Annotated in this window: 18 protein-coding genes; 8 read left to right on the top strand and 10 right to left on the bottom strand. The window is 63.3% G+C overall.

All coding sequences use genetic code 11. The features are described from left to right. The first annotated feature begins 303 nt into the window (after positions 1-303). A complete protein-coding gene (locus AC5XE7_RS11315; protein ID WP_495366106.1) occupies positions 304-756 on the top strand; it encodes a GNAT family N-acetyltransferase in 453 nt (150 codons plus the stop codon). 491 nt (positions 757-1,247) lie between these two features. After that, positions 1,248-2,030 carry a hypothetical protein gene (locus AC5XE7_RS11320; protein ID WP_495366107.1) on the top strand — a complete coding sequence of 261 codons (783 nt, stop codon included), beginning with the start codon at positions 1,248-1,250 and terminating at the stop codon, positions 2,028-2,030. Positions 2,031-2,137: 107 nt separating this feature from the next. Here AC5XE7_RS11320 and AC5XE7_RS11325 read toward each other — a convergent pair whose 3' ends face one another. The 3 genes from AC5XE7_RS11325 to AC5XE7_RS11335 all read right to left on the bottom strand — a co-directional run bounded on the left by AC5XE7_RS11325 (position 2,138) and on the right by AC5XE7_RS11335 (position 4,382). Further along, the gene (locus tag AC5XE7_RS11325; protein ID WP_495366108.1) at positions 2,138-2,677 is read right to left on the bottom strand and encodes a GNAT family N-acetyltransferase; all 540 of its coding nucleotides are present in this window, start codon (positions 2,675-2,677) and stop codon (positions 2,138-2,140) included. Between the two features lie 134 nt (positions 2,678-2,811). Next, positions 2,812-3,678 (bottom strand): SDR family oxidoreductase, encoded by an 867-nt coding sequence (locus AC5XE7_RS11330; RefSeq protein ID WP_495366109.1) that lies wholly within the window; start codon positions 3,676-3,678, stop codon positions 2,812-2,814. Between the two features lie 254 nt (positions 3,679-3,932). Next, positions 3,933-4,382: a VOC family protein gene (locus AC5XE7_RS11335; protein ID WP_495366110.1), complete on the bottom strand. Its 450-nt coding sequence runs from the start codon at positions 4,380-4,382 to the stop codon at positions 3,933-3,935. A 68-nt stretch (positions 4,383-4,450) separates the two neighbouring features. On the opposite strand from AC5XE7_RS11335, the gene AC5XE7_RS11340 reads away from it, so the two are divergent. After that, on the top strand, positions 4,451-5,050 hold the full coding sequence (locus AC5XE7_RS11340) for a TetR/AcrR family transcriptional regulator (RefSeq protein ID WP_495366111.1): 600 nt from the start codon (positions 4,451-4,453) through the stop codon (positions 5,048-5,050). Positions 5,051-5,089: 39 nt separating this feature from the next. On the opposite strand, the gene AC5XE7_RS11345 is transcribed toward AC5XE7_RS11340, so the two are convergent. The 3 genes from AC5XE7_RS11345 to AC5XE7_RS11355 form a co-directional block, all read right to left on the bottom strand. After that, positions 5,090-5,383 carry an HlyU family transcriptional regulator gene (locus tag AC5XE7_RS11345; RefSeq protein WP_495366112.1) on the bottom strand — a complete coding sequence of 98 codons (294 nt, stop codon included), beginning with the start codon at positions 5,381-5,383 and terminating at the stop codon, positions 5,090-5,092. Between the two features lie 241 nt (positions 5,384-5,624). Next, the gene (locus tag AC5XE7_RS11350) at positions 5,625-6,278 is read right to left on the bottom strand and encodes a PadR family transcriptional regulator (RefSeq protein ID WP_495366113.1); all 654 of its coding nucleotides are present in this window, start codon (positions 6,276-6,278) and stop codon (positions 5,625-5,627) included. Positions 6,279-6,511: 233 nt separating this feature from the next. Beyond that, positions 6,512-7,126 carry a LysE family translocator gene (locus tag AC5XE7_RS11355; RefSeq protein ID WP_183832533.1) on the bottom strand — a complete coding sequence of 205 codons (615 nt, stop codon included), beginning with the start codon at positions 7,124-7,126 and terminating at the stop codon, positions 6,512-6,514. 177 nt (positions 7,127-7,303) lie between these two features. On the opposite strand from AC5XE7_RS11355, the gene AC5XE7_RS11360 reads away from it, so the two are divergent. Further along, on the top strand, positions 7,304-9,481 hold the full coding sequence (locus AC5XE7_RS11360; RefSeq protein WP_495366114.1) for a right-handed parallel beta-helix repeat-containing protein: 2,178 nt from the start codon (positions 7,304-7,306) through the stop codon (positions 9,479-9,481). A gap of 248 nt (positions 9,482-9,729) precedes the next feature. Next, positions 9,730-10,356, top strand: a complete 627-nt coding sequence (locus AC5XE7_RS11365; RefSeq protein ID WP_495366115.1) for a LysE family translocator — start codon at positions 9,730-9,732, stop codon at positions 10,354-10,356. Between the two features lie 65 nt (positions 10,357-10,421). Here the strand turns inward: AC5XE7_RS11365 and rpoD are convergent, their stop codons facing one another. The 3 genes from rpoD to AC5XE7_RS11380 form a co-directional block, all read right to left on the bottom strand. Further along, complete coding sequence (gene rpoD, locus AC5XE7_RS11370) at positions 10,422-12,431, bottom strand: RNA polymerase sigma factor RpoD (RefSeq protein ID WP_495366116.1); 2,010 nt, start codon at positions 12,429-12,431, stop codon at positions 10,422-10,424. Positions 12,432-12,813: 382 nt separating this feature from the next. Further along, positions 12,814-14,760 carry a DNA primase gene (gene dnaG, locus AC5XE7_RS11375; protein ID WP_495366117.1) on the bottom strand — a complete coding sequence of 649 codons (1,947 nt, stop codon included), beginning with the start codon at positions 14,758-14,760 and terminating at the stop codon, positions 12,814-12,816. Positions 14,761-14,884: 124 nt separating this feature from the next. Further along, on the bottom strand, positions 14,885-15,331 hold the full coding sequence (locus AC5XE7_RS11380) for an RcnB family protein (protein ID WP_495366118.1): 447 nt from the start codon (positions 15,329-15,331) through the stop codon (positions 14,885-14,887). Positions 15,332-15,715: 384 nt separating this feature from the next. Here AC5XE7_RS11380 and AC5XE7_RS11385 point away from each other — a divergent pair, with 384 nt between their 5' ends. From AC5XE7_RS11385 to AC5XE7_RS11395, 3 genes are all read left to right on the top strand, one after another. Beyond that, a complete protein-coding gene (locus AC5XE7_RS11385) occupies positions 15,716-17,377 on the top strand; it encodes a Na/Pi cotransporter family protein (RefSeq protein WP_495366119.1) in 1,662 nt (553 codons plus the stop codon). A gap of 639 nt (positions 17,378-18,016) precedes the next feature. Beyond that, positions 18,017-18,481 (top strand): Rrf2 family transcriptional regulator, encoded by a 465-nt coding sequence (locus tag AC5XE7_RS11390; protein WP_495366120.1) that lies wholly within the window; start codon positions 18,017-18,019, stop codon positions 18,479-18,481. Continuing rightward, complete coding sequence (locus AC5XE7_RS11395) at positions 18,471-19,403, top strand: NAD(P)/FAD-dependent oxidoreductase (RefSeq protein WP_495366121.1); 933 nt, start codon at positions 18,471-18,473, stop codon at positions 19,401-19,403. The genes AC5XE7_RS11390 and AC5XE7_RS11395 overlap by 11 nt, the downstream gene beginning before the upstream one ends. Positions 19,404-19,421: 18 nt before the next feature. On the opposite strand, the gene AC5XE7_RS11400 is transcribed toward AC5XE7_RS11395, so the two are convergent. Next, positions 19,422-19,871 (bottom strand): GatB/YqeY domain-containing protein, encoded by a 450-nt coding sequence (locus AC5XE7_RS11400; RefSeq protein WP_495366122.1) that lies wholly within the window; start codon positions 19,869-19,871, stop codon positions 19,422-19,424. Positions 19,872-20,137 lie beyond the last annotated feature (266 nt).

Here is a 20,137-nt window from a genome sequence, read left to right on the forward strand (position 1 = left end):
TCCTGGCGTCTTCCGCCCCAGATAGACTGAAGGGTTCCCTGCCCTTTCCGCTTCGGCGGAAAAACGCCCCGCCGGTTCCCACCGACGGGGCACTCTCGTTCCAGACCTCCGCAAAACGCCTGCCAACCGCCTGCATCGATCCGGGTCTACGCTGCTTGACGCCTTCCTGCCGCACTCATACAAAGCCCGCACAGCAGAAGGAGATCTATGCGCAGAGGCTTTTACCTGAGCCGCATCTAGCGGTATCGCCGGCACCCGAAAGACGTGCCGAACCTCTTTGCATATCTTTTTTGCGGAGTTCTCATGAAGAACAACGACATTTCGATCCGGGCCTGTGCCCCGGAAACCGACACGCCCTCGCTGTCACAAATCTGGCTGGAAGCCTCCCGCATCGCCCATTCGTTTATCGGCGAACAGCGCCTGCTCGACCAGCAGGCGTTGATCGAAACCCGGTATCTTCCCGGCGCGGAAAGCTGGGTTGCCTGCGTCGGCGATGTCCCGGCCGGCTTCATCAGCCTGCTCGACACGTTCGTCGGCGGCATTTTCGTCGCGCCGCAATGGCAAGGGCTGGGCATCGGCCGCAGGCTGATCGCCCATGCCCTGAACCTCAGGGGCGAGCTTTCACTGGAAGTCTATACGCGCAACACGGGCGCCATGCGCTTCTATGCATCGCTCGGCTTTGAGGAACTGTCGCGGCGCGCCAGTGACGACGAAGGCCTTCCCTTCGAAAACGCACTGCTGCGCCTGAAGAAATGACGGCGGCAATTCCGCTGAAGCCGCACGGCGGGCTGACATCCGCAATCGCACCGAACTGAGGAACCGGAGAAGTTTTTGCGATTCGCAGAACTTCTTCGGAGACCGGGCAGCGGCAACCGCCCTGCCCGGTCTCTTTCCTCCGGCAGGGATCATGTCTGCCGCACCAGTGCATTCAAAATGGTCCACACAGTAGAAAAATATTCCCGAACCAGCCTCGTTTCCGTTCATCCGCGCCTCAAAAAAACGTTCACTGACATATTGGTGATCAGGACTGGGGATTATGTTGCGTGGCGGTCTTTTCGACACAGGAAAACTGCTAGAGTATTTCCAGCCGAAGCGTAATCGCTTCGGCGTCGGACAATACGACAAAAACAAAAGGTTAGAGCATTTCCGGTGATCCCTTTTCACCAAAAATGCTCTAACATCTGGCGGTTTTTTTTACCGGCATTGCCGCACGCGATACAGAGCGGCACAGGAGAGGGTTCGGGCCAATGGCGAAAGTTTCCACGAAGACGGCGGCAAAGGCCGACACTCCGATTTTCACACCCACGCCGGAGGCGAAGGCTCAGGCAACCCGTTCGCGCATCATCGCGCTGGTGCTGTGGGCGGTGGCCATCATTCTTGAACTCGTCGCAATCTTCTGGGTGATGCGCCCGTCATTCGACGAGCTGGCCGCCAGTCAGGGCTTCCCGCAGTGGCGCTGGTACACGCTGCTTGGCTTCATCGCGGTGATCGGCGTGCTCGCCATCGTCGGCTCGGTGCTGTGGAAGAAGGCCAATCATCTGGATCCAGCCTCCAACAAGCAGCCGGTAAAATTCTTCATCCAGAACCAGCTCGGCGCGTTCATCGCGCTTCTGGCCTTCCTGCCGCTGATCGTCATGATCTTCCTCAACAAGGACATGGACGCCAAGCAGAAGAACATTGCCGGCGCCGCCGGCATCATCGTCGCCATCGCGGCAACCGTGCTCGGCATCGACTTCAAGCCGCTGTCGCAGGAACAGGCAGCGGTGGAATCGCAGGTCGTCACCCATCTCGTCGGTCAGGACCTTGTCTGGTGGACCGCCGGTGGCAAGGTGGTGCACCTGTGTCAGGACGCGTCCGACATCCGCAACGCCACCACCACCGTCGAGAGCGGCCCGATCGCCGACGCCTTCGGCAAAGGCAAGGAAGGCATCACCCTGCTCCTCGACCGCGAACTCAACCAGTGCGGCCTGCCCGTCCCCGGCAACCTCGCCGAAATCGAACAATGGGTGCGCACCGCAAGGGGGCTCTAAGCCCCCGAACGGAATCGCAACGTCCGCCCGGTGGGGCGGCGGCCAATGACCCCAACTCCGGTCTTTGGCCCTTCCCTTCCACAGCGACCGCTTCTGGCTTTTAGCGGTCACTGAGCGATGTGCTGAACATCCGCGGGAACTATCCAAACCAAGCTGCGCCATGCATTCGGCAACAGGTTTAGGGTGAAATCTTGGGACGCATCGCGGATAAGCCCAAGCTTCCGCATAACGCTCTGGGACCGGAGATTATTCTCTCCGGTATAAGACACGATGGATTTGAGGCCGAGGTCAATTTGAGCGTGTCTGAGAGCCGCGCTGGCGCTCTCGTACGCATAACCATTCCCCCATGCTTCACGCCGAAAACGCCAGCCCACTTCGTGGTGGGGCCCTAATGGATGGTCTGTATCCAAACGCGGCATAACTCCGCAATATCCCAAGAAAATCCCGTCTCGGTCCTCGACAGCCCAGCGGGCAACGCCATGTGTCGCTCGTGCAGCGAGATATCGGTCAAATTTTGCGCTCGCCTCGATACGGTCTATCGGGCCGCCAAGGTCCTCCATGACTTCCGGTTCATCATGCATCTTCGCGAACGGCTCACGATGCCGATCAGCTAAGTCGTAAAGTCGAAGTCGCGACGTCTCGATCATACGAATTTCCTGCTTATCTACTTCGGTCATCATGAAGGTCGAATAAGTCGGAGACAATTGGGTGTCTGGTTTTGGCGCGAAGCGGTTAATCGCGCGCCGATAGCCGCCAGACTGTTTCCCCCCACTCCGCCGCTCTAAAACATCCCCGCCAGCTTCGTGTCGCTGCGCGCGATCACCTCGTCGGGCAGGAAGAAGTCGGCTACCAGCGGGCCGGTTGCGCCGGGGGCGTAGGGGGTGAAGTCGCTCACGCCTTCGGCCTTCAGCACTTCCTCGTCGATGTAGAAATTGCCGGTCGCCTCGCGCGCTGGACGGTTGAAGATTGCATAGGCGGCGTCGGCCATGATGTCTGGCGTGCGGCTCATCGAGGCCATGCCCTCGCCACCCAGCACGTTGCGCACCGCAGCGGTGTCGATCGCCGTCAGTGGCCACAGCGAGTTGACGGCGATGCCGTCGCCGGCAAACTCCGCGCTCATGCCCAGCGTGCACATCGACATGCCGAACTTGGCCATGGTGTAGGCGACATGGTTCCTGAACCACTTTGCGTCCATGTCCAGCGGCGGCGCCAGATTGAGAATGTGCGGATTCTGCGCCTGCTTCAGATGCGGAATGCACGCCTTCGACACCAGAAACGTGCCGCGCGTATTGATCTGGTGCATCAGGTCGAAGCGCTTCATGTCGGTTTCCAGCGTTCCTGAAAGCTGGATGGCGCTGGCATTGTTGACGCAGATGTCGATGCCGCCGAACGCCTCGACCGTGCGGGCGACCGCGTCCAGAACCTGCTTTTCCTCGCGAATGTCGCACAGCACGGGAAGCGCCTTGCCGCCCGCCTTTTCGATCTCCTCGGCCGCCGTATAGATGGTGCCGGGCAGCTTCGGGTGCGGATCGGCGGTCTTGGCGGCGATGGTGACATTGGCGCCGTCGCGGGCCGCGCGCAGCGCGATCGCCAGCCCGATGCCGCGCGATCCGCCCGAGATGAACAGGGTCTTTCCTTTAAGGGACATGTCCGGCCTCCTCTTCAGCTGGAGCGTCGGACCGGCGGGATCATCCGGTTTCCGGATTGCCCCCAACTCGATCCCAGATGCTCGATCAATATGCCGGAGCCTGCCTTGCGCACCGGCATGGATGCGCGGCGCTCCGGGACCGATCCTTGCCCCGATCCTCCGCGCCGCGCAAGCCTGCCAGATGAAAAAATTACGTTTACGTAAGGTGCGCTTGGAATTTCCGGCCGGTTTCAGGCCGGAATGGCAGCCCGGCCCTACGTCGCGGCCCCGCTGGCCGGGCTCGCTGCCGCGCCGTCCTCGTACTGCGCCAGAAATTCCGCCGAGGGCGGGATCGGCGTGATCACGTCGATCAGCACACCGTTCGGATCGGCGAAGATGAAATGCCGCTGGCCGAAAGGTTCGTCGCGCAGGCTGCGCAGGATCGGCAGCCCGGTCGCCGCGATCCGCTCGTGCACGGCATCGACATCCTCGACCTCGAAATTGATCAGCAACCCCTGCGCGCCCCTGCCCCGCGCCGCCTCCGGCACCGTCTCGTGACCGGCATCGACGATGCCCAGATTGACGGTTTCATCCTCCTGCGATTGCAGATGGACATACCAGTCGCTCGAAAACAGCGGCCGGAAGCGCAGATGCTGCACATAGAAGTCCGCCGTGGCGGCAACGTCGCCGGTCATGATGATCGGATAATAGCTGGTCGTTTTCATGGCTTTCCTCACGGCTTGAATTAACATACAGTCTGCATGTTTCTTCAATTAACATACAGGCTGCATGCATGCAACAGAAAAGCCCCCGCCGCACCAACCGTGAACGCACGGGAGCGACCCGCGCCGCACTGATGGCTGCGGCGCGGGCGCTCTTCATTGAAAAGTCCTATGCGGAAACGGCGACGCCGGAGATCGTTGCCGCCGCCGGCGTCACGCGCGGCGCGCTCTATCATCACTTCGCCGACAAGCAGGCCCTGTTCCGGGCGGTGGTCGAGCAGGAAGCGGCGGACGTCGCGGCCGCGATCGGCCATGCGGCGCCGGATACCAAAGATCCCCGCCAGGCCCTTCTGGATGGCGGCATGGCCTTTCTTACGGCAATGGCGCCGCCCGGCCGCACCCGCCTGCTGCTGCTGGATGGGCCGGCCGTGCTTGGCCGCGCCGTCATGGACGAAATCGATGCAAGGCATGGCGCCCGCACCCTGCGGGAGGGGCTTGAAGCGGCCATGCGCGAAGGCGCGATGAGGCGGGTTCCGCCCGGTGCGCTGACCGCGCTGCTCTCCGCCGCCTTCGACCGCGCCGCCCTGTCCATTGAGGCCGGCGCGGGGCGGGAGGATTTCATCCAAACCCTCAGTGCCCTGATCGACGGGCTGTTCCTGCCGCAGGCATGACTCCCGCCCGCCGGATCAGCCCCCCGATCAGCCCCCCGATCAGCCTTGGCCGAAAATGCTGTCGCCCTGCTCGTCCACGAGCTGGATGCCCTTGCGGATCGAAATGTCCGCCGCATCGTCCAGTCCGGGAAAGCGGTCGGCGCGGATGAACTTGTGTTCCTTCACCACGCCGTCGATCTCGCGGGTGACGAGCCCGCAGGTCTGATACTGGCCATCGGCCTTGTAGGGCGTCGCGATGATGGTGAAGCCCTTGTGCTCGACCTGTCTGGCAGGTGCCGGCTCCGCATCCTGCGCAGGCGCTCCGCCGCCGAAAAGACGTTTCAGGAAAGACATGGGCTCCTCCTTGGGCAATTCCAGCAAACACCGCGGCGCGAATGGCTCCCGCAATGGCGCGAACGCGGAAACATCGTCCCGCAGGCACGCATCCGGCAGCTGCATGTCTAACTAGAACATCGGGCCGCAAAGGGAAATCGCTTTTCGGCTTCCGACGCCCCATATGGGAAAACCCTCACTGCTGAGCCCAGGCCGGCAAGGCGCGAAAACGCCTCGCCGGCTGGCGGAACCAGTGACCGGCTCAGTCCCGGCTCAGGGCTTCCAGCGCCTCGGCGGCAGTCTTCAGAATATCTGCAGCCTTCGCGCGCCGTTCTTCCGGACCATCGAGAATTTCGGCAAGCGCTGCCCTCAGCCGGCGCTGCACGGAACGAAGCTCGTCATCCCTGCGCCCGCCGTGCCGTTCCTGCGCCTCGTCGTCCCAGCCGAACCACTCGCGCGCCTTGGCCATCTTGCGGCCGAAACGCTCCAGCTGTTCCAGCGCCCGCTCCACCATGTCGCGGTTTTCGGCCAGATGGGCGGATCCCGCCTCGGTGATCGAAAACACCTTCTTCGCGCCTTCGGGAGCCGAGACGGCATAGCCGGCTTCTTCGAGGAAGGTCAGCGTCGGATAGATCACGCCGGGGCTCGGCGCATAGAAGCCGCTGGAGCGTTCTTCCAGCGCCTTGATGATGTCGTAGCCGTGACGCGGCGCCTCGGCCATCAGGTAAAGCACCACCAGCTTGAGGTCGCCGTCGCCGAACATGCGGCCGGCGCGCAGGAAATCGCCCGGCCCGCCGCGCCGCCCGCCGGGGCCACCGCCCCGCATTCCCGGGCCGAACGGCCCACGACCGAAACGTTCCGCCGCATGCCAGAGCGCGCGCTCCGCGCGGCTGGCGAAATGATGATGTCCACGCATGTGAATTCCTTTCGTCATATCGTAAGATATATCTCAATTAGGATCGCGCAAAATCGAAATCAAGATATATCTTACGATAGATCGAAAAAATGCAGGCAGCGCCGGCTGAAAGCGTCAACCCTGCGGGTATCTCAGCGGGGCAAAACAGCCATCAGCCCGCGTCAAAAAACCTGACGCGGGCCGGGTGATAATCGGCGGCGCCCCCTGGAAGGAAAGCGCCATTTTCCGGCAGCTTATTGTTGCTGTTGCAGCGCCAGCCGCGCGCCCAGCGCCACGAAGGCGGCGGAAAAGGTGCGCCGCATCCACGCCATCACCCGCGGGCTGCCGACCACCTTGTCACGCATGGCGGCGGCAAACAGGCCGTAGAGGGAAAAGATGATGAAAGTCGCCAGCATGAACACGCCCGACAGTTCCAGCATCCGCGCCAGCACATGTTCCTCTCCGGCGGAAATGAACTGCGGCAGGAAGGCCACGAAGAAGATCGACAGCTTCGGATTGAGCAGGTTGATGAGAATGCCGTCGACCAGCACCTGCCGCACGCTGCGTGCATCCGTGTTGTCGTCGATCCGCAGCGCGCCCTTCTCGCGCAGGCTCTGCCAGGCCATGTAAAGGAGATAGGCAACGCCCGCATATTTCACGATCTCGAAGGCCAGCGCGCTGGTGTGCAGCAGCGCGGCAAGCCCCGTCAGCGCCGCCACCAGATGCGGAACGATGCCGAGCGTGCAGGCAAAGGCCGCAAGCACGCTGGCCCGCCCGCCCCGCGAAAGCCCGGCCGCCAGCGTGTAGACCACGCCCGTTCCCGGCGAGGCGACGATGATGAGCGTGGTCAGCAGGAATTCGATCGACATGCGGCAGTCCCCTCCCGAGCGCCCCGCCGGCGCAGGCAGGAACAATACCAGCCCATCGGCGCGTGGCAACCTGCGGATCATGTCCACAGGAACATCTGTTTTTCACCCTGCAAAAAAGTTGACTCTTACAGTCATGTAATCTAGCTCGCGGCCACAGTCTCAAGCTTCGGATCCGCCATGAAATCCTTCCCCGCCCTCGTCGCCGCCCTTCTGGCCGGCGTATGTCTGCCCGTGTCCGCCCTGGCTCAGTCGCCGCAACCCATCGTCGAACTGCAGGGCGGGCTGTCCTATGGAACCGGCAATGGCAACATCGGCATCACCTTCCCCTTCACCCTCGACGACGGCTCCTATCTCTTCATCGAGGGCCGTGGCGGCATGGCGGAACAGTCGGTGCGCTTCGGCTCTTTCGGCGCGGGCCTGCGCCGAAAACTGGATAATGGCCTGATCCTCGGCGGCTACGGCTACTATGATGCGCTGCGCACGGCGCGCGGCAACACCTTCCAGCAGCTGTCCTTCGGTACCGAGTTGTTCGGCAGCGTCTTCGAGGCGCGCGCCAACGCCTATCTGCCGCTCACCGGATCGCGGCTGGCGGAAGAGTTCAACAGCGCCTATGTGGCCGGAGACCAGTTGCGCTTCCAGTCGGGCCGCGAACGCGCGCGCGCCGGCGTCGATGCCGAGGTGGGCGCGCGCCTGCCGGTGTTCCCGCGCGATGCGCAGGCGCAGTTCAAGCTGTTCGGCGGCGCCTACTGGTACGAAGGCAAAAACATGGACGACACGGTCGGCGCCCGCGCCCGCGCCGAACTGGTTCTGGCGGGCCTGCCCGGTGTGCGGCCGGACGCGACGCTGAGTCTCGGAACATCCCTGTCCTACGACAACGAGGAGCATCTGGAGGCCGGTCTGCGCGTGCGCCTGCGGATCCCGCTCGGCGCTGGCGGCTCCGCCTCCTCCACCACGGCCTTCGATCCGCTTTATCAGCCCGTCGAGCGCGAGGAGAAGGTGCGCACCCATCTCGGCACGACCGGCAATGTCGAAGCGGCGGAATATGTCTCCTCCGGGCAGACGGTCGGCAAGGTCGTCACCATCGGCCCGAACAGCGGCGACGCCTCGGCCATCAACGGCAGCCTTGCCGCTGCCGGCGACAATGCGCTGGCGCTGGCCAGCGGCGAGATCGCGCTGACGCAGGCCCTTCTGCTCGACACCAGCCAGCATCTCATCGGCGGCGGCGGAACCCTTGCCGTGCGCGGTGCCGAAAGCGGGCTTGAGACCACCTTCCGCAACGACGGCGCCGCCACCACCCTGCGCGGCACGAACCCGCTCGCAGACGTGGTGTCGATGGCCTCGGGCAGCGAGATCGCCTCCGTCACTATCACCGGCGGCCTCGCCGCCATCCAGAGCACGGGCGCTGCGAACATCCTCATCCACGACGTCGACATCAGCGGCACGGCCGGCGACGGCATCCGCCTTGAAAACGTCACCGGCGCCACCATCGCGAATGCCTATATCCACGATCTCTACATCTGCGAGAACAACACGACGTGCGAGTTCGCGGTCGGCCGGCCGAACGACGCGCCGCATGCTGCGGTCAGCGCGCTGGGCACCAGCGGCCTGACGGTGCGCGACACGGTCATCGAAGGCGTCACCTACGGCATCTTCGCCGGCAGCCACATCGATGACAGCGGCTGGCCGCCGGTCATCACCAGCGCCGCCACCGACATCACCATCGACAATGTTTCCATCACCCGCTCGCGCCGCGAAGGAATCCTGCTCGTCGCAGCCAATGACGTCACCATGAACAAGGTGACGATCGACAATTCCGCGCAGGACCGCGACATGGACCTCGTCGTTCTGCAGGGCACCTCGGACGTGACCATCACGAACATGGCCCTCAAGGGCGGCGTCAACGGGCTGATGCTGATCACCTCCTCCACCCTGCCCGACGAGGCCGTCACCACGAATGTCCGCGTCGATGGCTTCTCCAGCGACGGCGCCAGCAACACGGGCATCTTCCTCAATCCGGTCGGCGACATCAGCTTCAACAATGTCTCGATCACCAATCCCGGCACCTATGGCGTCTTCATCTACGGCAGCGACTACGCCTTCCTCGGCGGCCCGGTGAAAAACATCGACTTCGGCACCACCAGCATCAGCAATGCCGGTCAGGCCGGTCTCTACTTCATGGGACCCTCCATCGACCTGAAGGGCGATGTCACGGTCGCCGGAACACCGAAGGACTGCCTCGTCTCCGCCTGGGGCTCTTGGGTCGGCGGCTCGCTCACCCAGAACCCCGGCTCCGTGCTCAACGTTAATGGTGCGGTCCTTGACGGAGCAAATTTCCAGTCCCGCTGCATGCCATAGGCAGCGTCCGCTCTCCCCCGAAAAGCCGGTCATTGCCCGGCTTTTCACTGTCAGCGCCCCATGGTCCCTTTGTCCGTGGCAAGCACATCATTTGGCGCTGGCCTGAGACGGTTTTCCGTGCTTTGTCGCAGCGCTGAAGCTGCCGCCCGAACCGGTTTCGGCAAAGTGCGCGCCCCACGCAACCACAATGATCTGCAGCACCCCGCCCGATTTTGCCCGGACGCAGGGTGCTTTCACGGAAACAGCCCATGCATATCGATTTCGGCATTCTCGTTCTTTATGTGGTGACCGTCATCACCATGATCGCCATCCCCGGCCCGGTCGCCGTTCTGGTCACCGGCGCGGGGCTGGCCGGCGGCGCGCGAAAAGCCTTCAACACCATTGCCGGAACGAATGCCGCCTCGCTGGTGCTCATCCTGTTGTCGGCGCTGGTGGTGAAGGGCATCTTCGCCGTCAACGAAACCGCCTTCAGCGTGCTGAAGCTCGCCGGCGCCTGCTACATCGGCTGGATCGGCTGGGAGATTTTGCGTGAATCCCGGGCCGATGATCAGGGTCGGCTTGCCGTGCAGCCACGCGTCGGCGGATTCTCGAAAGGCTTCGTGATGGCCATTTCGAACCCGAAGGACATCATCTTCTTCGCGTCCTTCTTTCCACAGTTCATCGGCATCACGCCCGATCCCAACACCAGCATAGCCCTGCTCACAGGGCTGTGGATCGTGCTGGATTTCGCGACGCTGTTCCTCATCTACCTGCTGGTCGCAAGGCTCCTGAAGCCGTCCGTCCACCGCACCATGCTGCGCATTTCCGGCGCGCTGCTCATCATCGTCGCCGCTGGCGGCATCGTCATGACGGCAATGGAGCTGTGGCCCGCCTGACACCTCATCGCCAACAAAAAAGGCCGGGCGTTGACCCGGCCTTTTTCCTGAAATCGCAAGATCGCTTAGCTGTCGAGGAAGCTTCTCAGCTTGCGCGAGCGGCTCGGATGCTTGAGCTTGCGCAGCGCCTTGGCCTCGATCTGGCGGATGCGCTCGCGCGTCACCGAGAACTGCTGACCGACTTCCTCCAGCGTGTGGTCGGTGTTCATGCCGATGCCGAAGCGCATACGCAGCACACGCTCCTCGCGCGGGGTCAGCGAGGCCAGCACGCGCGTCGTCGTCTCGCGCAGGTTGGCCTGAATGGCCGCATCGATCGGCAGGATCGCCATCTTGTCCTCGATGAAGTCGCCGAGATGCGAATCCTCCTCGTCGCCCACCGGGGTTTCGAGCGAGATCGGCTCCTTGGCGATCTTGAGAACCTTGCGCACCTTTTCCAGCGGCATGGCGAGCTTTTCCGCCAGTTCCTCCGGGGTCGGCTCGCGGCCGATCTCGTGCAGCATCTGGCGCGAGGTGCGCACGATCTTGTTGATCGTCTCGATCATGTGCACCGGGATGCGGATGGTGCGCGCCTGATCGGCGATCGAACGGGTGATCGCCTGCCGGATCCACCATGTCGCGTAAGTTGAAAACTTGTAGCCGCGCCGATACTCGAACTTGTCCACCGCCTTCATCAGGCCGATATTGCCTTCCTGAATGAGGTCGAGGAACTGCAAACCGCGGTTCGTGTACTTCTTGGCGATGGAGATGACGAGGCGCAGATTGGCCTCCACCATTTCCTTCTTGGCGATGGCCGCCTCGCGCTCGCCCTTCTGCACCTGATTGACGATCTTGCGGAATTCGAGGATCGAGATCGCCGTCTCGGTGGCGAGGTTCTGGATCTCGCCGCGGATCTCGCGGATCGTGTCCTTCTCGTTCTGATAGAACTCCTTCCAGCCGCGGCTGGAGAGGTTGGCGATCGCCTTGGTCCAGTTGGGGTCAAGCTCGGAGCCCTGATATTCCTTCAGGAATTCCTCGCGGCGCACGCCGTAGCTTTCGGCCAGACGCAGCAGCTTGCCCTCGTTCTGCACCAGACGCTTGTTGATGTCGTAAAGCTGCTCGACCAGCGCTTCGATGCGGGCCTGATTGAGCGACAGCGACTTCACCGCCGTGATGAGCTGGTCCTTCAGCTCCTTCAGGCGGCGGTCCTGGCTGGGCGACAGCGTGCCGGCGGCGGCCAGACGGTTTTCCACCTGCTGGTCCTGCAGCTTGCGCAGCTTCTTGTAGGTGTCGGCGATGACGTCGAGCGTCTCCATGACCTGCGGCCGCAGTTCCGCCTCCATGGCGGCCAGCGACAGGTTGGCCTCGTCCTCTTCCTCTTCTTCTTCCTCGCCGCGCGTATCGCCGCCGACATTGGTGATGTCGTCGTCCTCGCCACGGCCACGGCGCGGCTTTTCCTCGGCCTTGGGCTTGTTGTCCTCGTCGGTGCGCTCCACCACCGGCGCCTGCTTGGCCTCGGGGCCGGCATAGGTGGCTTCGAGATCGATGATCTCGCGCAGCAGGATCTTGGATTCGTTCAGCTCATCACGCCAGATGATGATGGCCTGGAAGGTCAGCGGGCTTTCGCACAGGCCCGCGATCATCGTCTCGCGGCCGGCCTCGATGCGCTTGGCGATGGCGATTTCGCCCTCGCGCGACAGCAACTCCACCGAGCCCATTTCGCGCAGATACATGCGCACGGGGTCGTCGGTGCGGTCGGTCGGCTCCTTCTTGGCGACGGTCGCGACAGCGGTTCCGGTCTGCTCGGCGACTTCCTGAGGATCGTCCTCCGAAGCCTCGTTCTCGCCATCTTCGGCCTGTTCATCGTCTTCCACGACGTTGATGCCCATATCGGACAGCATGGCCATCGTGTCTTCGATCTGCTCGGAAGTGACCTCCTCGGAGGGCATGACGGCGTTCAGCTCGTCCATGGTGACATAGCCGCGCTTCTTCGCGACCTTGATCATCTTCTTGACAGCATCATCGGAAAGGTCGAGCAGCGGGCCGTCGGTTGTACCCTCGCGCTCGGTCTCGACCTCTTCCTTTTCCTTTGTCGCCATTCTTCTTCTGCCTCCGGACGGCTGTTCAAGCCGCGAAATCTAAGCCTGCTGCAAATTCGTCTGCGTCCGCTGAAACGACGCGTTCATCGCGACACTTGCCGCATCTCTCGTTAAGCCTGGATTAACCCTGGTCTCTTCATCGTGTCTCAGTTTTGTCACCGAGCATCAAACGGCACATCTGCATCTGCGTTCTTTTCGTCGACGCCCCGTTGAGTTGAAAGCAAGTCGGGTTAACAGTAATTCGAATCGACCTGATTCCGTCATTCTGCCAATAGGTCAAGCGCCTGTGGCATGATTCGCCCCAAAAAAGCGAATCAATTGCCCCAAATGCTTCCTTAGGCCGCGGATCGCTCCTCAGCGTTCCGCAGACTACTGCTGCCGGCTAACTCCTGCCGGCTCGTCCCGACAACACTCCGAAGCCTTCGATCAGGGCCTCCGTCGCCTGCACATCCCGGAATTGCGCCTGTATCTCGACAAGGCGCCTGTAATTCTCATCTGTGGGCTCGCTGGCGAGCGCGGCCTCGGCCTGCTTCAGTTCCTTATGTAGAGTGCGCGCGCTGCGGTGCAAGTGCAAGGCCTGCGCGAAGGCGTCGCGCGCATCGTCGAGAGCGGCCCCCTCCAGAGCCGGCCATTGCCGCGTGCGCCGCATCAGCGCCTCGGCGCGCTCCCATATTTCGGCACATCCGGCCCGGCTGATCGCCTCGATCACCGCCTGCTTCTCGTTGGCCATGTCATGGGCCAGCGCATCCAGAAGTGCGGCATGCAGCCTGCGCAGGTCGCCATTGGCAAGGTCGAGGAACTCGATATGTTCGAAAAACTCGTCGATCAGCGCCGGATGGTTGATGAGCGCCACCATGATCGTGGCCTCGCGCGCCGTCATCACCTCGCCGCCGCGCTTAACCAGCGCCGAGCGCCCGAGGCTTTCGGTGATGGCGTTGCGGCCGCCGCCCTGCCGCGACCACGGTCCCGGCCCCTTGAAGCCGTTCTGGAAATTGCCCTGCCCGCGCCCCGGACCGCGCCCCTGACCCTGCTGACGGTTGCGCTGCGCGCCGAAGAAATTCTGCACCCGGTCGCGCATTTCCTGATTGTAGTGGAAGCGCACGCTCTCGTCGCGGATGCGCCCGGCCAGTTCGCGCAGCGTCTTTTCCAGCTCGGCCCGCCGTTCCGGCGTCTCGAAAACCCCGTTGGAAGTCTCGCGCGTCCACAGCATGTCGGCCAGCGGCCGCGCCTCGTTCAGCACGGTGCGGAAGGCGTCCGCGCCCTCGCTGCGCACCAGATCGTCGGGGTCCTTGCCGTCCGGCAGCAGCGCGAAGCGCGCCGTGCGCTCGGGCTGGATCAGCGGCAGCACCAGATCTGCCGCCCGCCAAGCCGCCTTGAGCCCGGCAGCGTCGCCGTCGAAGCACAGCACCGGCTCGCGCGTCATCCGCCACAGAAGCTCGATCTGGTTTTCCGTCAGCGCCGTGCCGAGCGGCGCCACGGCGTTCTCGAAACCGGCCTGCGCCAGCGCGATCACGTCCATGTAGCCTTCCACGACCACGACCGTCTCGCCGCGCGCCACCGCCTTGCGGGCACGGGCGAAATTGTAGAGCACATTGCCCTTGTGGAAGAGTTCGGTCTCCGGCGAATTCAGATATTTGGCCGGCGCATCGGGCGACATGGCGCGCCCGCCGAAGGCGATGATGCGCCCGCGCGAATCCGGGATCGGAAACATGATGCGGTCGCGAAAGCGGTCATAGGAGACGGGAACGTCCTGCCCGTGCACGACGAGGCCACAGGCCTCGATCTCGTCGCGGCCGACCCCGCGCGAAGCCAGATATTCCTTCAGCGCGTTGCGGCTCTCGGGCGCATAGCCAAGACGAAACGATTGCTGCGTCGCCGGCGTCAGGCCACGGTCGCGCAGATAGGCGCGCGCCTTTGCCCCCTCCGAAGTCTGCAGCCGTTCCTCGAAAAAGGCCGTCGCCATTTCCATGACGTCGGTGAGTTCAGCCCGCTGCTTCTCGCGCGCCTCGGCCTGAACGTCACGCGCCGGCATCGGCACGCCCGCCATGTCGGCCACGCGCTCCACCGCCTCGGGAAAGCTTAAGCCGTCCAGCTCGGTCAGGAACTTGAAATGGTCACCCGAAACGCCGCAGCCGAAGCAATGATAGCGGCCCTTGCGGTCCTCGCAGTGGAAGCTGGGAGATTTCTCGCCGTGGAACGGGCAGCAGGCCCACCAGTCGCCCTTCGGCGCGTTGGTTTTCCTGCGGTCCCACGTCACCCGCGTGCCGATGACCGAGGAGATCGGCACCCGGTCGCGTATTTCGTCGAGGAATGAGGGCGAGAAGCGCATAGCACTTCATATAGACGCAGCACCCGCGGAAGACGAATCGCTACGCGGCCCATACACGATATTCACAGGCACAAACGCAAAAAGGGCGGCTCACGGCCGCCCTTTCCGAATTTGCGAAGGCGTTTTACCGCGCTGCGATCACCCCGGCGATCAGCCCCGTGGCGAGCCCGACCAGCAGATAGTCGTTGTCGACCTTGATCCACTGCTGGCCCGGTGCCGGGCGCTTCAGCCCATGCCTCTTGTAGTCACGCACCGGCGCATGACGGCGCCAGTCGGAATAACGCTGGCCGCGCTTCCAGTCATGATGCTTCGCATAATTCGGCTTCTTCGCGGTGTGGTGGTTTCCGTAACGGCCATGGTCGCGGCGGTTGTCGTACTTGGGCGCCGGCTTCTTCCTGGCATTGTTGTAGACAGGCTTCTGGTGGTTCTGCCCGTGCGCCGGCTTGCGGTAATCCACCTGAACCAGCTCGGCCTGCGGTGCTGCCGGCCTGTTGATCGGAGCGGCCTGCCCCTGAAGCGAAGTCGCAGCCAGCATCGAGATGGCCATCAGCGAAAGAATGATGCGTTTCATGGAAAGCGCTCCTGTGTTGTCGATGGCCACAGGAATAGAACCCGGCCGATGAACCGAAACTGAACAGGCGCATTACAATACCGTAATGAAATCCGCCCCTTATGCCGCTCACCTGATTCATGCTGTGAAGCCACGCATCGCGCAGGACCCCGTTTTTCGTCCTCCCGGCATGCTGCCTGTAAAAGCGCCTCCATACAGCCATATATATAGGACAAGGTCCTGTGAGGGCTGGACAATATTGATTACCCGGCTAATATATAAGCTCCTGATGGATACTCCCGCCATGAAAATGATTCGCCTTCGTTTGCGCGTTGGTCGCGCTCCCTGCTCACCGTGGCGGCTGCACACAGCCTCCGTGGCGGCCGGCCGTGCGGGAAGGTGTGCATGACCGGATCCGTCGTCCTCATCCATCTGGCTGGCGCCGTCGCGCTGATGCTCTATGCCACCCGGCTGGTGAAGACGGGCGTCGAGCGCGCCTATGGCGACGTGCTGCGTCACAAGCTGCGTGCGACTTTGCAGAACCCGATCATGGCCGTGCTGGCGGGCACCGGCCTTGCCATCGCCCTGCAAAGCTCCACCGCCGTCACCCTTCTGGTCGGTTCGTTTGCCGGTGCGGGCATCGTGTCCGGGATCGCCGGCCAGCTTGCCGTGCGCGGTGCCGAGATCGGCTCGGCGCTGGTGGCCAAGCTTCTGACCTATGATCTGACCTTGCTGGTGCCGCTCTGCCTCATCATCGGCACCTTCCTGTTCATGGCCACGGAAAGCCGCGACTGGCGCCAGAAAGGCCGCATTCTGGTCGGCGTCGGCCTGCTCATCCTCTCACTTGAAATGATCGGCCAGGCATCGGAACCGCTGCGCGAAAGCCCGCTGATGCCGATGATCATCAACTATTTCTCGGGCGACCCGATCACCGCCTATCTTCTGGCGGCACTGATCACATGGTTGTTCCAGTCCTCCATCGCCTCGGTGCTTTTGATGGCGACCATGGCCGGGCGCGGCCTGATCACGCCGGAGCTCGGCGTGGTTCTGGTGCTGGGCGTCAATCTCGGTTCCTCCATCATCGCCCCGATGCTGACCCGCAATTCCGAGCCCGGCGTGCGCATCGTGCCGGTCGGCAATCTTCTGATGCGCGGCATGGGCTCCATCGTCATGCTGGTTCTGGTCATGACGTTCAAGCCGCAGATCGGTTTTCTGGGCGCCACCGCATCGGACCAGATCGTCAACGCGCACATCCTGTTCAACGTCATCATCCTGATCGCCGGCCTGCCGCTGGCCGGTCTCGTCTACCGCGCCTCGGAAAAGATCGTGGCGCTGGGCGCAAAGCAGGCGGCAGAGCCGGTGCAAATCACGGAGCTGTCGGCGCTGTCGGAGACGGCGCTGTCCAGCCCGCCGCAGGCGCTGGCCAACGCCACGCGTGAGGTGGTGCGCGTGTGCGAGACCGTCGAGATCATGCTCAAGCGCATCATCGAGCTTTACGAGAATGCCGACGAGGACAAGATCAACGCGCTGGCGGCCCTCGACGACCGCGTCGACGAGCGTCATGCCGCGATAAAGATCTATCTGGCGAAGCTGATCCGCAATCCGCTCACCGAGGATCAGGCGCTGCGCTGTCAGGAACTCATCGGTGCCTGCGTCAAGCTGGAGCAGGTCGGCGACATCATCGTGCGCAACATGCTGGTCCATGTGCGCAAGAAGATGGCGCAGGGTCTGGAATTCACACCGGAAGGCTGGCAGGAAATCACCGCCTTCCACAGCGCCGTTCTGGCCAATGCCCGCCTCACCTTCAACGTTCTGGTGTCACGCGACACCGAAACCGCGCGCCAGCTCGTTCAGGAAAAGGACCGGCTGCGCGACATGGAGCGCGAGGCAAGCAACAGCCACTTCCTGCGCCTGCGTGACGGCACGCTGAAGTCGATCGAAACGAGCTCCATCCACCTCGACACGCTGCGCGACCTCAAGCAGATCAATTCGCTGCTGACCTCGATCGTCTATCCGGTTCTGGAAGAGCGCGGCCTGCTGCGCGGCTCGCGCCTGCGGGCGAGCTGAAGGCGAGGCTGCAAAGCCCTCGCCCGCGCTCCCTTACCGCTACAATCCGACGGATATGGCATGACGGCTTTGGCATGGCAGGCGGGCATTCCGATGTCCGCCTGAACAGCCTTTTCCTGGTCATGCATCCTATCTTCCTCATGCCGGTGAAGCTGTCCTCCGGCACCGGACCAAAGTTCGCAGCGCAGAGCTGCCCGACAACAGATCTCTTCGCGGCAACTATCGCTGCACGTGCCGGCAGGAAGCGTCTCGCCACCATGGCGGGCAGCGAGACTCTCCCACCCCACCCGCAATTTCCGCCCCGGCACCGCCCGTCAATTCTGATCCACGACAGCAACGCACCGCCGCCGCGCCACGCCTGACGCCCCACATTCCCCCGCGTCCCGGCCTCCGATGTCTGCATGCCCCTCAAGCTCCACCTCACCGGCTAAAACATGTCCCCCGAAAAGCGGGAGCCGGTTTCGGGACAACAGCCTGCGCAAGGGGCGCATCTGAAAGATCGCGACGCGCTCCAGAGCGCCGGAGCAACAAATTTTTCTCCCCGAAAACAACAGGATACCCCGAAAAAGTTGAATCAGTTCGCGAACAGGCGACGAGCGCATCTTGACGCCAGGGCCATCACGCAACATATAAAGTTACATGAAAAGAGACAGTAGACTTTCCGGCATCCTCCACGTTCTCCTGCACATGGCCGAGCACAGGGAACCCGTCACCTCCGAAGTGCTGGCGCGGGCCATGAACACCAACCCGGTGGTCATCCGCCGCATCATGGCTGGCCTGCGCGAGCAGGGCTATGTGCGTTCGGAAAAGGGCCATGGCGGCGGTTGGGCGCTGGCCTGCGACCTCTCCCGCGTCACCCTGCGCGACATTTATGACGCGATCGGCCAACCGGCCCTGCTTGCCATGGGCAACCGCACGGAAACCCCGGGCTGCCTGGTCGAGCAGGCCGTCAACGCAGCCCTTGGCGTTGCCTTCGACGACGCCGAGGCACGCCTGCTCGCCCGCTTTGGCGAGGTGACGCTGGCCATGCTCAGCGAAGATTTTCACCGCCGTTTTGCCGTCCATGGCGGCGCCCACGATCTGGAGACCGTTCATGCTCCCTGACACAGCCATCCGCGCCGGGTCTCCCGCGCAATACGACGCCATCATCATCGGCGGCAGCTTTGCCGGCCTGTCCGCAGCCACCTACATCGCCCGCGCCCGCCGCTCCGTCTGCATCGTCGATGACGGCGCGCCGCGCAACCGCTTCGCCGCCCACTCGCACGGCTTTCTGGCGCAGGATGGCAGCGACCCCGCCGCCATCCTCGCCACCGCCCGCGCGCAGGTCAGCGCCTACCCCACGGCGCGCTTCATCAGCGCCCGTGCCACAGATGCTCGCAGCGAAGAAGACGGTTTCCGCATCGATATGGACGATGGCACCACGCTCCATGGCCGCAAACTGGTCCTCGCCTACGGCCTGAGCGACGACCTGCCAGCTATTCCCGGGCTGGCGGAGCGCTGGGGCGCGTCCGTCATCCATTGCCCCTATTGCCATGGCTATGAGTTTTCAGGCCAGCGCCTCGGCGTTCTCGCCTCCACGCCCATGTCTGCGCATCAGGCCATGCTGGTCGCTGAATGGGGACCTGTGACCTTCTATCTCAACGGCCAACCCACCCCGGACACACAGGAACTCGCCGAACTGGAAAAACGCGGCGTCGCCATCGAACCCGCCGCGATCAGAGCCCTGCACGGTGACCTGCCGCATCTGTCCGGCATCGAACTGGCAAACGGGCGCATCGATCCGCTGAATGCGCTCTATGTCGGCCCGCGCACCCGCTTCAACAGCGACATCGCGCAAAAACTCGGCTGCGCCGTCGAGGAGCATGCCGCCGGGGCCTTCATCCGCACCGATTCCCTGAAGGAAACCACGGTGCCCGGCGTCTATGCCGCAGGCGACATCGCGCGCGGCGCGCACTCCGTCGCCTGGGCCTGCGGCGATGGTGTCATGGCCGGCGTGGCCACGCACCGTTCACTCGTTTTCGGATGATCGTGTGGCTGATCGGGTTCAGCCGAGCAGGCTCTTGATCGTTACGCTCGCCTTGCCGAAATCCATCTGGCCGGCATAGTTTTCGCGCAAGGCAGCCATCACCTTGCCCATGTCCTTGACGCTTGCGGCTCCCGTTTCGGCGATGGCCGCGCGGATCGCCGCTTCCGTCTCGGCCTCCTCCATCTGGCGGGGCATGAAATCGCGGATCACCACGATCTCCTCGCGCTCCTTGGCCGCCAGTTCCGGCCGGCCGCCATCGTCGAAGGCTTTTGCCGAATCCTCGCGCTGCTTGACCATCTTGGCCAGAAGCTGCGCCAGTTCGTCCGCGCCCGCGGCTTCCTTGCCGACGCCGCGATTGGCAATGTCGCGGTCCTTGATTGCCGCCTGAATCAGCCGCAGCGTCGTCAGGCGGAACTTGTCGCCCGCCTTCATCGCCGTTTTCACTTCGTCCATCAGCCGTTCGCGCATGATCGTTTCTCCTTGAATGGCCCAGATAAGCATGTCGCCCGGCGCTGAAAAGCGGTTTCGGGCCTCATCCTGCATGAAATATCGGGGCGGCGCAGAAAAGCTGCGACTTGGCGGCGCATGGTGTTGACCGGGCCTGCCGCTTCCCCTATTTCGTGAGCCTTAGCATGAACTGAGCATCAGATGTGCGGCGGCGGCGTGATTTTCGCAGGCCCCGTGCCTTTTGCCGCGGATATTCGGCCGGCCGGCCGCGCATCCGTGCAACTTCA

It is taken from the genome of Aquamicrobium sp. YD-1-mutant5, assembly GCF_059509755.1.

Coding starts and splice junctions, on each gene's coding strand:
- dnaG (WP_495366117.1), bottom strand. CDS start 14,760: ATGCGCTTCTCGCCCTCATTCCTCGACGAAATACGCGACCGGGTGCCG.
- AC5XE7_RS11330 (WP_495366109.1), bottom strand. CDS start 3,678: ATGTCCCTTAAAGGAAAGACCCTGTTCATCTCGGGCGGATCGCGCGGC.
- AC5XE7_RS11360 (WP_495366114.1), top strand. CDS start 7,304: ATGAAATCCTTCCCCGCCCTCGTCGCCGCCCTTCTGGCCGGCGTATGT.
- AC5XE7_RS11365 (WP_495366115.1), top strand. CDS start 9,730: ATGCATATCGATTTCGGCATTCTCGTTCTTTATGTGGTGACCGTCATC.
- AC5XE7_RS11335 (WP_495366110.1), bottom strand. CDS start 4,382: ATGAAAACGACCAGCTATTATCCGATCATCATGACCGGCGACGTTGCC.
- AC5XE7_RS11315 (WP_495366106.1), top strand. CDS start 304: ATGAAGAACAACGACATTTCGATCCGGGCCTGTGCCCCGGAAACCGAC.
- AC5XE7_RS11345 (WP_495366112.1), bottom strand. CDS start 5,383: ATGTCTTTCCTGAAACGTCTTTTCGGCGGCGGAGCGCCTGCGCAGGAT.
- AC5XE7_RS11385 (WP_495366119.1), top strand. CDS start 15,716: ATGACCGGATCCGTCGTCCTCATCCATCTGGCTGGCGCCGTCGCGCTG.
- AC5XE7_RS11400 (WP_495366122.1), bottom strand. CDS start 19,871: ATGCGCGAACGGCTGATGGACGAAGTGAAAACGGCGATGAAGGCGGGC.
- AC5XE7_RS11350 (WP_495366113.1), bottom strand. CDS start 6,278: ATGCGTGGACATCATCATTTCGCCAGCCGCGCGGAGCGCGCGCTCTGG.
- AC5XE7_RS11320 (WP_495366107.1), top strand. CDS start 1,248: ATGGCGAAAGTTTCCACGAAGACGGCGGCAAAGGCCGACACTCCGATT.
- AC5XE7_RS11390 (WP_495366120.1), top strand. CDS start 18,017: ATGAAAAGAGACAGTAGACTTTCCGGCATCCTCCACGTTCTCCTGCAC.
- AC5XE7_RS11395 (WP_495366121.1), top strand. CDS start 18,471: ATGCTCCCTGACACAGCCATCCGCGCCGGGTCTCCCGCGCAATACGAC.
- AC5XE7_RS11340 (WP_495366111.1), top strand. CDS start 4,451: ATGCAACAGAAAAGCCCCCGCCGCACCAACCGTGAACGCACGGGAGCG.
- rpoD (WP_495366116.1), bottom strand. CDS start 12,431: ATGGCGACAAAGGAAAAGGAAGAGGTCGAGACCGAGCGCGAGGGTACA.
- AC5XE7_RS11355 (WP_183832533.1), bottom strand. CDS start 7,126: ATGTCGATCGAATTCCTGCTGACCACGCTCATCATCGTCGCCTCGCCG.
- AC5XE7_RS11325 (WP_495366108.1), bottom strand. CDS start 2,677: ATGATCGAGACGTCGCGACTTCGACTTTACGACTTAGCTGATCGGCAT.
- AC5XE7_RS11380 (WP_495366118.1), bottom strand. CDS start 15,331: ATGAAACGCATCATTCTTTCGCTGATGGCCATCTCGATGCTGGCTGCG.